Genomic DNA, 12,376 nt, shown 5'->3' on the forward strand with positions numbered 1-12,376 from the left:
TATAGCGGTATCGATAAACATTCTACATTGGAACTTTATAAACATCGGTGTATACTAAGTATATGAATTTACTAGATTCTGTAAATTACGAAGGGAGTGACAAGTTTATGATTACCCATTTCGCCAATGTAACTTTGCAGACAGTCTCCATTCCAGGTGTTAAACAATTTTATCATGAGCAGTTAGGTTTTCCGGTCATTAGGGAATCAGAGAATGAAATTGCGTTTCAACCCATTGCGTTTTGTACGATAACTTTTGTAGAGATGGAAGAGGCATTGCGGCCTGCTCACTTCGCTTTTGAAGTTCCTTATTCTGAATTTGAACATATCGTCAGCTCGCTGCAAGTATCAGGAGTGACACTATTAAAATGGCCTGATGGCCGTACTCGTGACGATTTCGGAACTGGTATGAATGTATACTTCCGTGATGGGGACGGAAATTTACTTGAAATCATCGCTCATCCTTATATAAAAGAAGGGATTTTGATCCCTAGTGGAAAGCTGAAATTATTGTACCTGCGAGAAGTAGGCTTTCCAGTCGACGATGTTGTGGATTTTCGGCAAAAGCTAGTTGAACTTTTTGATTTTAAACTAGATAAAGTGAAGGATAACTTCGCGTTTGCGATTGGCGGGACCGCACATGCCGTTATTCCATCGACAAAGCGGAAATGGATACCCATTGCGATGAAGGCGTTGCAGCCAGCAATGCATACTAGTTTTGGGGTGAGTCGTCTTGCGTTTATTCAACGTGTAAGAAACCTGTTAGTTGAAAGGGGCATCCCTTACGATTATAGGGAAGAGGGGAGTCTTGATTTTACATTAGAGGGATATATGATGAGGCTGATCGTAACTCATTTTCCAGAGGATGTACCTGCTCAATTGCAGCTGCCGTTGTCCGGGAAAGTTTAAAGATACAATTTCAACTCATTTGAATTTTTAGATGAAATGATGAAAGCGAGTCCACATATGGACTTGCTTTTTTTACGTTTTACAAACGAGTAAAACCTATAAAAGCACAAAGACCTTCTACCCAATTAATTTGCCCAAATGCCAGCAGTTTAAAATATTTTTTCCGAAAATGGCAAGTAATAGCTGTGATTCAACTGTGATATTTGCATGGTTAAAGTTCCAAAGAACAATACTACAAGAAGTGGAAAAAAATGCACTTTACCAAAAAAAAATAACCTAGCAAATAACCAGAGAAGGAAGTCTTTGGTGAAAATATTTTTCTTTTATTAGAAAATGGTGAAAACAATTTACAGTTTTTGATTTATATGATACTGTTGATCTTGCCAAACATAATAAACATTAGGAGGGGAATTCATTGAGATTAGAAAAGTTCCGTGGAATCATACCCGCTTTTTATGCATGCTATGACGATCAAGGAGATATCTCAGAAGCCCGCACCAACGCATTATGCGATTATTTGTATGAGAAGAAAGTGAATGGGGTCTACGTCGGGGGAAGTTCCGGTGAGTGTATTTACCAAAACCTAGACGAGCGTAAAGCAGTGCTTACTTATGTAGCCAACCGTTTGAAAGGCAAAATGACATTGATTGCCCATGTAGGGGCACCTTCTACACGAGACAGCATTGAATTGGCGAAACATGCAGCAACGTTGGGCTATGATGCCCTGTCTGCGATTCCACCTATTTATTTCAAGTTACCTGATAGTTCGGTGTGTAAGTATTGGAATGAAATTATCGATGCAACACCACTAGATTTCATTATATATAACATTCCTCAAACGACAGGATACACACTAACGACATCCTTATTCGAGAAGCTTTTGGCTAACCCGAAAGTGATTGGCGTGAAAAACTCATCGATGCCAACGATGGATATCGAACGGTTCAAAAGAGTAGGCGGCGATAACGTTGTTGTATTTAATGGCCCGGACGAGCAGTATGTTGCTGGAAGAATGATGGGCGCTGATGGCGGTATCGGTGGCACTTACGCAGCAATGCCTGAGTTATTTTTACAAGCGAATGAGTTTTTCCTTCAAGGCAAGTTTGAAGAGGCGAAACGTATTCAGAGCCATATTAATGACATTATCGTCGCCTTATGCTCACAGAATGGATCCATGTATGCGGTAATTAAAGAGGTTTTGAATCGTAGAGGCGTTAACATCGGCAGCGTGCGTGGGCCGCTCGAAGGTATCAGTAACGAAGATATGGGAAGAATCGATAGCATTATTTCCATGATCGACGAAGCGACGCAACAGTTCTGCAAATGATGAAAAAAACCATTGTATGCTTTGGAGACTCCAATACGTGGGGCTACAACGCGGAAACGGATGCAAGATTTGATGAGGAGACGAGATGGACAAGCCGTCTCGCCTCACAGCTAGGGAATTCGTACACAGTGATTAGTGAAGGTCTGAGTGGAAGAACGAGTGTTCATGAAGATCCTTTGTTCGAAGGATTGTCGGGATTATCCTATCTTTACCCTTGTCTGATGTCACATTCACCATTGGATTTGGTTGTAATCATGCTTGGAACGAATGACACGAAAGCTCGCTTCGGACTTACTTCCTATAATATTGCACAGGGCATTGTCAGACTTGCGAAGAAAGCCAAAGGGATGGAATCAGGAGTTGGCGGTCAACCGCCTGAAGTTCTAGTTGTGGCTCCTCCTCCAATTGGAGAGAAGTATTTCGATACGCCTATCGGCAGCTCAATGGGTATTCAGTGCAGCGACAAATCAGTGGAGCTGGCTGAACACTTGGAAGGTCTACTGACAGGAACAGGCATTCATTTTGCAGATTCTAAAGATGGGGTTGCCATGAATGAGATTGACTATATGCATTTGGATGCAGATGGACATCGCAAGATGGCGAATTTTATGCAGCATCAAGTCACCACGATATTAAATAAGGGGTAGATATATGATGAAAAACAAACGCTTTCCTATCGCTGTTTTGGCTCTAACCATGTTCGCTTCGATTGTTGCTGGTTGCTCTAATGGAAATAAAGAAGCAACTAGTACCAGCAATACAGGACAAGAATCTACTGGGAAAAAGGTGGAGCTCAAAGTGTGGCTGACACCGCAGTGGAAAGGTGTTCTAGATGCAACTGAGCCAGGCGCTGACTACGACAGCTTCTTGAAAGCCGCGGCTGAAAAATTCTCTGCGCAATACAAAAAGTATGATGCCAAAATCAAAGTAGAAGTGATTGCAGGCGACCAACGCGATCAGCTTCTCAACGTCAACTTAAGCAGTGGAACGGCACCAGATGTATTTTTTGAAAGCGTTTTTGCAATGGGCGATTATGTTCATCGCGGTGCCTTGGTACCTTTAACGGATATTGTGGATGATGCCTCTAAAGCCGATATCGCCAAGAACTATTGGGATGCGGTAACCTTCGGTAAAGATGTTTACTTTTACCCGTTCCAGCATAATCCAGGAACACTGGTTTATAACGCAGATATGTTCAAAGCCGCCGGTCTTGAGAAGTTTGTTGGTGGACCGAATGAGATTAAGACGTGGACATTAGCCGAATATGATCAAATTTTAAAAGGCTTGAAAGACAATTTGCCTAAAGATAAATATTCCAATGCCTATCCAATGTCACTTTATGCTGTCAATAATCAAGGGGACACATGGAACCTTGCGTATATGAGAATGTTCGGTAACAAATTCTTTGATGATAAAGGAAATATCGTGCTAGATGATGCAAACGGCGTTAAAGCCGCGGCTTGGTTGAAGAAAATCAAGGATGCGGGTTATACGAACCCTGGTCCTGAATCGGTTTCTTCCAACGATGCGAACGGGATGTTCCGTAATCAGCAGTTAGCGATTAGCTTCACGAATCCGACGTTGTTCAACAACACCAAGGCGGACATGGCTAGTGGTAAAAGCACGAAATTTGATGTGCGTCTGGCTAATATTCCGTCCGAAAGCGGAGATCCATTGTCCTTCACGTATGTAGTTGGAGCAAGCGTGTTCCAAAATAAAGATAAAGCGAAAGTCGAAGTAGCCAAAGATTTTGTGAAATTCTTCTCTACAGATCCTGAATTAGTGAAGTCGTCCAAGAATGGTATTCCAGTAAGAAGTTCTGTTTCCAAAGAACTCAAAGATGTGAACCCACTCTTCGCTGCTTACGATGCAAACTCCAAGTACTTGTTCAATTTCAGCGGTAACGTTCCAGGGTATAGCCAATTAAGAGAAGTGCTTTATCCAGAACTTCAAGCCCTATACACAGGTTCCAAATCACCAGAACAAGTTGTGAAAGATTATCAGACCAAAGGTAACAAAGTCATTCAAACGAATAAAGAGAGCTCCGTTATTTATCAATCCAAGTAAAAGAATAAACAATTCAAGATTAATAGCCTTAGGATCAACGTGATCCTAGGGCTGCTAATTAGAAAGGAAAACCGATATGAGAATACGCAGTCAATCCCTCAAAGATAGTATCACCGGTTACCTGTTTATTTCGCCGCAGATGCTGATTTTCTTAGTTTTCTTGGTATATCCGATTATTGAAGGTATAAGACTTAGCTTGTATCGGATCAATTATCAATCGGAAAAGTTCGTTGGACTCGATAATTATGTGGCGCTGTTTAACGATCCTGTATTTTTCAAAGCGCTCATTAACACAGTTGTGTTCGTCGTATTTATCGTTATTCTTACGGTCGGATTTGCGCTGTTCGTAGCTTCCGCTGTATTTGACAAGAATGCCAAGTATGTTTCATTCATTCGAGGTAGCTACTATGTACCGGTAATGGTCTCAATGGTTGTTATGAGTATGGTGTGGAGTTTCTTACTGAATCCTGCTAACGGGCTAATTTCGTATTTCTCGAATGAAATGGGTCTAGGCACTGTTAATTTACTGGGGAAAACAACAACGGTTATGCCGGTTATTATATTCGTAACATTCGCTACAAACGTTGGGCAAGCGATTATTCTCTATATTGCCGCGATGCTAGGCGTACCGAAAGATTTGTTTGAAGCAGCGGAAGTGGACGGGGCTAGCAGATGGCAGGTTATTTTTAAAATACTAATTCCTTCTGTTCAATCAACCACGGTATATATTGTCATTATTAACATCATTGCGGTTTTGAAAATATTCGTCGTTATTCAGCTCTTAACAGGCGGAGGACCGAATAACTCATCCGTGACGTTGATGTATTATCTCTACAATAACGCATTTAAATATAATCAACTGGGTATGGCTTCTGCTGTAGGTGTGATTATGTTCGTCATAACATTATTGTTGTCCGTGCCTCAATTAAGAAGCTTAATCAAGGAGAAGTAAGGGGGTATTCCACATGTCGAAATCCAAAAACAAGAAGAAAATGGAGCGATTTGATGTCATTTCGAATGTGATTATCTTCATCTTCGCGATTTTCAACTTGTTTCCACTATATTGGTTATTTACTAGTTCGCTTAAGAACAGCTCGGATGTTGTGAAAATGCCGCCTGACTGGTGGCCAACCACGGTGACCTTCTCCAACTATGTGGACGTCTTCCAAAGTCAACCGGCTTTAAGATGGGTGTTCAACAGTGTATTCGTTTCAGGTGCTACGACGGTTTTGGTGATCGTAGTAGGCGCGATGGCCGCTTATGCTTTCTCAAAAATTACGTTCAAAGGCAGTAATATCATTTTCATTATCTTTGTTTCGAGCTTAATGATTCCGAAAGAAATTATGATCGTACCTTTATTCCGGATCACGCAGCAATTTGGGATGGTGAACAGTTACAGCGGTATGATTTGGCCGAACGTTGCCACGGCATTTGGTGTGTTTTTGTTGAAAGGCTTCTTCGATGCGACTCCGAATGCGTTAAGAGAAGCAGCAAGAATTGACGGCGCCGGGGAATGGAAGACCTTCATGCAAATTATGCTTCCGATCGTTAAACCAGGGATTGGCGCTTTATTTATCCTGAACTTCGTTCAAGTCTGGAACGATTACTTATGGCAGTCTGTCGTCGGACAAGAGAAGAACATGAAAACGCTAATGGTAGGTACGGCAACTTTAATGCAGGATCTGAACCCGAATTTCGCTTATAAAATGGCGGGGGCTACGGTCGCTGCCATTCCAATGCTGTTAATTTTCATCTTATTCCAACGTTATTTTACGCAAGGAATGACAGCCGGTGCAGTCAAAGAATAAAAATTTAAGTGGTGGAGTGGAAACCGGATGGATACAAATAAAACAATTCTGGATATGATAAAAAGAAAATTGGTTGTTTCATGCCAGGCTTTGCCTGATGAACCGTTGCATAGTCCTTTCATTATGGGGAGAATGTCCTACGCAGCATATTTAGGTGGGGCTGCTGGCATCCGAGCAAACAGCGTAGCCGATATTCAAGAAATTAAGAAACACGTAGATTTGCCGATTATCGGAATCATTAAACAAGTATACAGCGGATCAGATGTCTTTATCACACCTACGATGAAGGAAGTTGATGCACTCTATCAAGAAGGCGTTGATATGATTGCGATGGACGCAACAGACCGGGTGAGACCAGATGGCTCTACGATATCTGAACTTTTTCCACTAATTAGAAACAAGTACAAGGATCAGCTCTTTATGGCGGATTGCTCGACGTATGAGGAAGCGGTTAAAGCTGTTGAACTTGGTTTTGACAGCGTGGGTACAACGTTATGCGGCTATACTGCAGCAACAAAAGATAAGCCATTACCTAATTTTGAATTGGTCGAGAAGCTCGTGTCGTCATTATCCGTTCCCATCATTGCAGAGGGTGGAATCTCTACCCCAGACGAGTTAAAACGATTATTCGATCTAGGCATTTATTCAGCTGTTGTGGGGTCAATCATTACGAGACCGATGGAAATAACCAAAAAATTCGTTAAGGCGATCATGTAAGCTATGAAAATTTTAGCAGCGGATATCGGCGGTACCAACACCAAGATGGGTATGTGTGATGAACATGGACATATCGAACAATTTAAGGAATATCCCACAGAAAGTCTCATGGGGGGTCCGCACGTCATAGACAAATTACTTCTCCAACTGGCTGCGTATACGGGTTACGATGCGATTGCGATTAGCACAGCTGGACAAGTCAATTCCGATGAAGGCTATATCGTGTATGCGAATAGCAATATTCCCGATTATACAGGAATGAAAATTAGAGAGATTATTGAAGATCGTTTCCATAAGCCTGTAATGGTCGAAAATGATGTCAACGCGGCAGCACTAGGTGAAGCTTATTTCGGCGCAGCGCAATCATTTCATGATTTCTTATGTCTTACGTTTGGAACGGGGATCGGTGGATCGATCGTTATTGATCGTCAAATCTACCGTGGAGCGAAGGGTGTAGCCGCGGAATTCGGCCATTTAATTACACATCCATTATCCGGCATGAATGACGATAAAAGCATGCCTTACTACGAAAGCTATGCGTCAGCAACGGCATTAGTACGAATGGCACAACAAGTGGATCCGGAATGTGTGGACGGCAAGGTTTTTTTTGGTAAAATAAGATTAGGAAACGAACCATTGGAACAAATCTTGCAAGCTTGGGCGGCAGAGGTAGCTATTGGCTTAGCTTCACTCATTCATATTTTCAATCCCTCAGCTATTATTGTAGGGGGCGGAGTGATGGAGCAAGAGGACCTCGTTCGTGCCGTTGAGGTTCAAACGCAAGCTTTGATTATGGAAAGTTTTGCAGATGTGAAAATTCTGAAGGCATCTTTGGGAAATAAGGCTGGTTTATTGGGTGCGGCCTCATTATTCTTACGCTGAAAGAGGCGCACTCGCAGTAGGATTGCGCATCATGTCTGAATCTTGAGGCTAAGAGGGTGATTGTGTGCGCGCAATTAATATTTTTACAACTATTCATTCTAAATATAACAATCTGACCAACACGGAAAAAAAAGTGGCGGACTATGTCCTGGAGAACATAGACAGTGTTGTCTATATGTCGATTACGGATCTCGCAGATGTGTGCGGTGTCGGCGAATCGAGCATATTCAGGTTTTGCAAGTCCTTGAGCTATAAAGGCTACCAGGATTTCAAGATCGCTTTAGCCCATAGCATCACCGTAGAAAATGAAATACCGCAGCTGACCGAGAAAGTGATGATGAACGATTCTATTGGACAAGTAGCTTCCAAGGTGCTGTCTACCAACATTAGTGCGTTAAACGAAACGTTTAACTTAATTGACAGCACCAAGATCGATGAAGCCATTAATTGTTTACTTCAAGCAGAGAGAGTCATATTTTTCGGTGTAGGCTCTTCCTTAATGACCGCCATGGAAGCGAAAATTAAGTTCATGCGGATTACGAACAAAACGGAATGCACTATCGATTCACATCTTCAAATGATGTCGGCAGCATTGATGACAAAACGGGATGTAGCTGTGATCATCTCGTATTCCGGCTCAACCAAAGATACGATTGAGGTCGCTAAAAAGGCGAAAGAATGCGGGGCGACCGTCATTTCGATTACCCGTTTTGTGAAGTCACCCTTAACATCATTCTCAGATATTACGCTGTTATGTGGCGCAAATGAAGGTCCTCTTCAGGGGGGATCTTTATCGGCAAAAATATCGCAGCTCTATTTATTAGATGTCTTGTATGTTGAGTATTTCAAAAGGTCCTATGAGGAATCGATTAGGAATAAGGAAACTACGGCGGAATCCGTGGTTGTGAAATTGCTTTAAGGCATTACATATACACAATTGGGGGAATGGGCCATGATTTTAGGTACAATGTCATTGTGGGACAAGCAACTAAATTTTGAGCATACTGTCATTGCGACAGCACTAGAGGAACTTCAACTACTTCTTAATGGAAATCCTGAAGGTCGCGTTGAGATCAATGGTGATCAGATGTACGTAAACTTTATGGAATTCGATGCCAAATCGATGGATGAGCAGCAGGCCGAGAAGCATGAATCCTATATCGATATCCATTACTTAATCGACGGAGAAGAGACAATTGGGTGGTCGTCTGACCGAGAAGATTTCCAAGCAGCTAAAGCCTACGATAGTGAGCAAGATTATGCCCTATACAATCCTTCACCAGATGAGATATTGCTACAGCTTAAACCTGGAATGTTTGCCGTCTTTTTCCCTAACGATATTCATCGACCTAGCATGGGGCGGCCTTCATCGAGAATTAAGAAAGCGGTAGTTAAAGTTCATGTGGGGCTGTTACATCCATAGTGTGAGTAGAAGAGCAGGACATTAAGCCATAAATTAAGCCCCATCCGCTGATTAGCGAATGGGGCTTTTTGATGCAGTGGGATGATATTACTGCTATTACACCTTAAATCGGAGCAATTGATCTTGCAAATTTTCAGCCATCTTGGACAAGGAGGTTGACGAGGAGAGAACCTCTTCCATAGAGGCCAATTGCTCTTCTGTTGATGCGGAAACGTGTTGGATACCAGAAGCAGATTCCTCTACGATTTGCGAGATATAATCCATCGCGTATCCAATTTGCTCCGTATTCGCAGACATTTGCTCTGCGGCAGCAGCAACCTCTTGAATCTGTGTGACGACTTTCTGTACGGATTGTTCAATATGCTCGAACGACGTTCCAGCAACATGGACAACAAGCATCCCTTCGTTTACTTCTTTGATGCCATCCGCCATCGATTGTGCAGCGTGCTCGGTCTCGTTCTGAATCGTAGCTATTAAGTTAGCGATCTGATTGGACGAGAGAGAAGATTGTTCCGCTAGTTTGCGAATTTCACTTGCCACTACGGCAAATCCTTTCCCTTGTTCCCCGGCTCGGGCTGCTTCGATCGAGGCATTCAATGCCAATAGATTCGTCTGTGACGCTATGCTGGTAATCATGCCTACAATTTCCCCAATATCTTGTGACCGCTGTCTAAGTCCTGTGATAATTCCTGATAAATCTTCAATGGTTTTCTGAATAAAGGTCATTTGAGCAACGACTTGTTGAATGGCTTGATTGCCTTCATGGGATTTGTCGGCAGCATCTGACGCAGAAGCTGAGACACTTTGCGCATGTGAGGCAATTTGTTCGGCATTCGATGACATGTCATGGACTGCTTGTACCGTTTCTGCGACACGCTGGACTTGCTTGTCGGTCCCCGTCACTACTTGCTGAATAGAGGATGCAATTTGCTCTGCAGCCACGTTGGTCTGTTGGGCACTAGCCGTCATCTCTTCGGAAGATACAGCGACATGTTCCGTGCTCGTCGTTACTTGATGAATTAACGTACGCAGATTAATAACCATTTGGTTAAAAGATACGGCCAGTTCACCGACCTCATCCCGATTCTTAACGTTAAGTTTATCTAGGGTTAGATCACCTGATGCTATTCGTTTAGCCGAATTTGCAACACGAACAATGGGCTTGGAGATCAGTTTGGAAATAATAACAGCCAAGACAATTGCACCAACAAATGCCACAATACTTATGATCAAAACGATCCTTCTGATCGAATCAACCATGATTGTATTGCTTGCTCCACCTTCATTCACCAACTTTTGTTGACCTTCTGCAATGGCATTAGCCAGATTCTCCATCTCGCGTCCCATAGGAATAACGTTAGATGTTGCTAGCTTCAAAGCTGCATCCTTGTTCGTTGCCATCAGTGCAATGACTTGATCAGATCCTGCCTTAAATTGTTGGTTTAATTCGCTAAGGGTCTGTAAGTCTTTCTTATCAACATCACGTCTTACCAAGTCTAAAGTGGTTTGCAGAAGTGTACTCAGATTGGCGTTTGCTTGAGCAAATCGATCCAAACCTTCCTTGTTCTGGGAGAGTAGGTAGTCACGTAAACTGCTCATCTGCTGCAATGTAATAGCTCTCATATCTTTGGAATTCGATAATATGAGAACTCGCCTATCAATTAAATCGGAATACGATTTGTCAATCTTTTGTAAATAATATAGCGATATCGAACTTACAAGTCCAAGAAGAAGCGTGATTGCTAAGAAACCTGATAGTAGTTTTCTACCTATTGTAAATACCATACGACACCTCTTTCTAGTTGAGTATTTTAGTCTATCTCAATTGGATATACGTGGTAATGTAGATTTGGTTTCAGTTTGAGAGAATGATATGGTATAAAAGTATCCCTACAAAAGTCCTGACTTATATGATGATTAAGATGAACGGTTGGGACTTAAGGAGGAATCAACATATTTGAAAGTCATCTGGGAAAAATAACCACAAACATTTCTGGAGGTATTGTATGAAGAAAATCATTGTGATTATATCCTTTTTGAGCATTGGCGTGATTCACCCTGTCAGCCTGAAAGCCGAAGTCGTCATGCCTTGTAGTGCCGTTCTTGAACCCGTTAGTAAAGACGACATGAATGTAAAAGGCGCAGCGCTCATCTACAAAGTGAAGCTAACACCAAGCTTTCCACGCACCAGCATCAGTATGCATGCGATTCATCTGCCTGCACCGACAACGTTGGGGGATTATGATGGGTATGAGGGGTTTGCTTTTATTCCAAATGAGATCAGTTGGAGGTTCAAATTGGTTCCTACTCCAGAGGGAAATGATCCTACATGGGCAGGAAAAATTGATGACATCACCGCAGACTTGACTCCAAGCATATTACAAATTCGTTTATCCAATGGAAAAACGGGGAAATTGGGACCTGCGATTTTGGAGAACCCTGCGAATGTATGTAAATAGTGATGATGGATTTGAAACTTTTCTGAAGGACTCCCGTCTAATGAGTGATTGTTAAAATATGGGAGACTTTGTTATCAATGGAGTCTTATGTGATAAAGGGGGATTCCAATGAAAAAGTCACTTCTAGTTGTTGGATCATTGTTATTCATACTTGGTTGTGAAGAATCGCGCCTGACCGACTTCGTTACGCAAGAGACGCCAATGAAAGTTGAAATGAAACCAGATTTCATAGCCGTTGAGAATGATAACGATGGAATGGCGCGTAGTAACTTGGAGTACATCTCCAAGGATAGAGGCAAGATTGCCGTTGACCCGAATTTTTTTAAGCAAAATGAGATGCACCGTGGTGATATTATTTATTATCAAACACCTGAAATCGATAAAGGGAAATATCCAAATTTAAATCCGCCTGTCTATTCGATTTCCAGAATCATTGCGCTTCCTGGTGAAGAATTGGAGATTAAGAAAGGCCAAATTTATGTGAATCATAAACGGTTAGATACTTTCTATGGGAAGGCACTTAGTTGGGGACTGGGTGAAAAAGCATATTTCAAATCTCTCAATAGTCCAGGTTCAGAGATGTGCGATGATGCTTGTAAGTCAACCATGAAATCATACTTTAATAAAGATTTGGCTAGTGTGAAAATACCAGTTGATCATCTCTTCGTGATGGGCGATACATGGGCAAGAAGTATAGACAGTCTAGTCTTCGGTACCCTGCCTACTGATCGTATCAAGGGGAAGGTTCTGGGATATGCAAAAGTAGAATAGCACCAAGGACACTC

General features: G+C 42.2%; 13 protein-coding genes. 12 read left to right on the forward strand and 1 reads right to left on the reverse strand.

What is annotated here, in order from left to right:
* Positions 1 to 107: 107 nt before the first annotated feature.
* The 10 genes from A8709_RS16615 (at position 108) to A8709_RS16660 (ending at position 9,132) form a co-directional block, all read left to right on the forward strand.
* The gene (locus A8709_RS16615; protein ID WP_065853490.1) at positions 108 to 908 is read left to right on the forward strand and encodes a VOC family protein; all 801 of its coding nucleotides are present in this window, start codon (positions 108 to 110) and stop codon (positions 906 to 908) included.
* A 415-nt stretch (positions 909 to 1,323) separates the two neighbouring features.
* A complete protein-coding gene (locus A8709_RS16620) occupies positions 1,324 to 2,235 on the forward strand; it encodes a dihydrodipicolinate synthase family protein (RefSeq protein ID WP_065853491.1) in 912 nt (303 codons plus the stop codon).
* The gene (locus tag A8709_RS16625; RefSeq protein ID WP_084225129.1) at positions 2,235 to 2,882 is read left to right on the forward strand and encodes an SGNH/GDSL hydrolase family protein; all 648 of its coding nucleotides are present in this window, start codon (positions 2,235 to 2,237) and stop codon (positions 2,880 to 2,882) included. Before A8709_RS16620 ends, A8709_RS16625 begins: the two co-directional genes overlap by 1 nt.
* Before the next feature lie 7 nt (positions 2,883 to 2,889).
* On the forward strand, positions 2,890 to 4,302 hold the full coding sequence (locus A8709_RS16630) for an ABC transporter substrate-binding protein (protein WP_065854019.1): 1,413 nt from the start codon (positions 2,890 to 2,892) through the stop codon (positions 4,300 to 4,302).
* 76 nt (positions 4,303 to 4,378) lie between these two features.
* Positions 4,379 to 5,254, forward strand: a complete 876-nt coding sequence (locus A8709_RS16635) for a carbohydrate ABC transporter permease (protein ID WP_065853493.1) — start codon at positions 4,379 to 4,381, stop codon at positions 5,252 to 5,254.
* 13 nt (positions 5,255 to 5,267) lie between these two features.
* Positions 5,268 to 6,110 carry a carbohydrate ABC transporter permease gene (locus tag A8709_RS16640; RefSeq protein ID WP_065853494.1) on the forward strand — a complete coding sequence of 281 codons (843 nt, stop codon included), beginning with the start codon at positions 5,268 to 5,270 and terminating at the stop codon, positions 6,108 to 6,110.
* Between the two features lie 27 nt (positions 6,111 to 6,137).
* Positions 6,138 to 6,827: an N-acetylmannosamine-6-phosphate 2-epimerase gene (locus A8709_RS16645; protein WP_065853495.1), complete on the forward strand. Its 690-nt coding sequence runs from the start codon at positions 6,138 to 6,140 to the stop codon at positions 6,825 to 6,827.
* Positions 6,828 to 6,830: 3 nt separating this feature from the next.
* Positions 6,831 to 7,709 (forward strand): ROK family protein, encoded by an 879-nt coding sequence (locus A8709_RS16650; protein ID WP_065853496.1) that lies wholly within the window; start codon positions 6,831 to 6,833, stop codon positions 7,707 to 7,709.
* 64 nt (positions 7,710 to 7,773) lie between these two features.
* Positions 7,774 to 8,628, forward strand: coding sequence for a MurR/RpiR family transcriptional regulator (locus tag A8709_RS16655; RefSeq protein WP_065853497.1), 855 nt, complete (start codon positions 7,774 to 7,776; stop codon positions 8,626 to 8,628).
* Between the two features lie 33 nt (positions 8,629 to 8,661).
* The gene (locus A8709_RS16660) at positions 8,662 to 9,132 is read left to right on the forward strand and encodes a NanQ anomerase/TabA/YiaL family protein (RefSeq protein ID WP_084225025.1); all 471 of its coding nucleotides are present in this window, start codon (positions 8,662 to 8,664) and stop codon (positions 9,130 to 9,132) included.
* A 96-nt stretch (positions 9,133 to 9,228) separates the two neighbouring features.
* On the opposite strand, the gene A8709_RS16665 is transcribed toward A8709_RS16660, so the two are convergent.
* Positions 9,229 to 10,917, reverse strand: a complete 1,689-nt coding sequence (locus A8709_RS16665; RefSeq protein ID WP_065853498.1) for a methyl-accepting chemotaxis protein — start codon at positions 10,915 to 10,917, stop codon at positions 9,229 to 9,231.
* A 221-nt stretch (positions 10,918 to 11,138) separates the two neighbouring features.
* On the opposite strand from A8709_RS16665, the gene A8709_RS16670 reads away from it, so the two are divergent.
* Entirely contained in the window at positions 11,139 to 11,591 is a 453-nt protein-coding gene (locus tag A8709_RS16670) for a YoqH family protein (RefSeq protein ID WP_065853499.1), read from the forward strand.
* Between the two features lie 108 nt (positions 11,592 to 11,699).
* A complete protein-coding gene (gene lepB / locus A8709_RS16675) occupies positions 11,700 to 12,362 on the forward strand; it encodes a signal peptidase I (protein WP_065853500.1) in 663 nt (220 codons plus the stop codon).
* Positions 12,363 to 12,376 lie beyond the last annotated feature (14 nt).

The organism is Paenibacillus pectinilyticus, assembly GCF_001700435.1.
GTDB lineage: Bacteria > Bacillota > Bacilli > Paenibacillales > NBRC-103111 > Paenibacillus_E > Paenibacillus_E pectinilyticus.

Bases quoted from the DNA above. Each gene is read 5' to 3' on its own strand.
- A8709_RS16615 (WP_065853490.1), top strand. From the start codon at position 108: ATGATTACCCATTTCGCCAATGTAACTTTGCAGACAGTCTCCATTCCA.
- A8709_RS16625 (WP_084225129.1), top strand. From the start codon at position 2,235: ATGAAAAAAACCATTGTATGCTTTGGAGACTCCAATACGTGGGGCTAC.
- A8709_RS16630 (WP_065854019.1), top strand. From the start codon at position 2,890: ATGAAAAACAAACGCTTTCCTATCGCTGTTTTGGCTCTAACCATGTTC.
- A8709_RS16635 (WP_065853493.1), top strand. From the start codon at position 4,379: ATGAGAATACGCAGTCAATCCCTCAAAGATAGTATCACCGGTTACCTG.
- A8709_RS16640 (WP_065853494.1), top strand. From the start codon at position 5,268: ATGTCGAAATCCAAAAACAAGAAGAAAATGGAGCGATTTGATGTCATT.
- A8709_RS16645 (WP_065853495.1), top strand. From the start codon at position 6,138: ATGGATACAAATAAAACAATTCTGGATATGATAAAAAGAAAATTGGTT.
- A8709_RS16650 (WP_065853496.1), top strand. From the start codon at position 6,831: ATGAAAATTTTAGCAGCGGATATCGGCGGTACCAACACCAAGATGGGT.
- A8709_RS16660 (WP_084225025.1), top strand. From the start codon at position 8,662: ATGATTTTAGGTACAATGTCATTGTGGGACAAGCAACTAAATTTTGAG.
- A8709_RS16665 (WP_065853498.1), bottom strand. From the start codon at position 10,917: ATGGTATTTACAATAGGTAGAAAACTACTATCAGGTTTCTTAGCAATC.
- A8709_RS16670 (WP_065853499.1), top strand. From the start codon at position 11,139: ATGAAGAAAATCATTGTGATTATATCCTTTTTGAGCATTGGCGTGATT.
- lepB (WP_065853500.1), top strand. From the start codon at position 11,700: ATGAAAAAGTCACTTCTAGTTGTTGGATCATTGTTATTCATACTTGGT.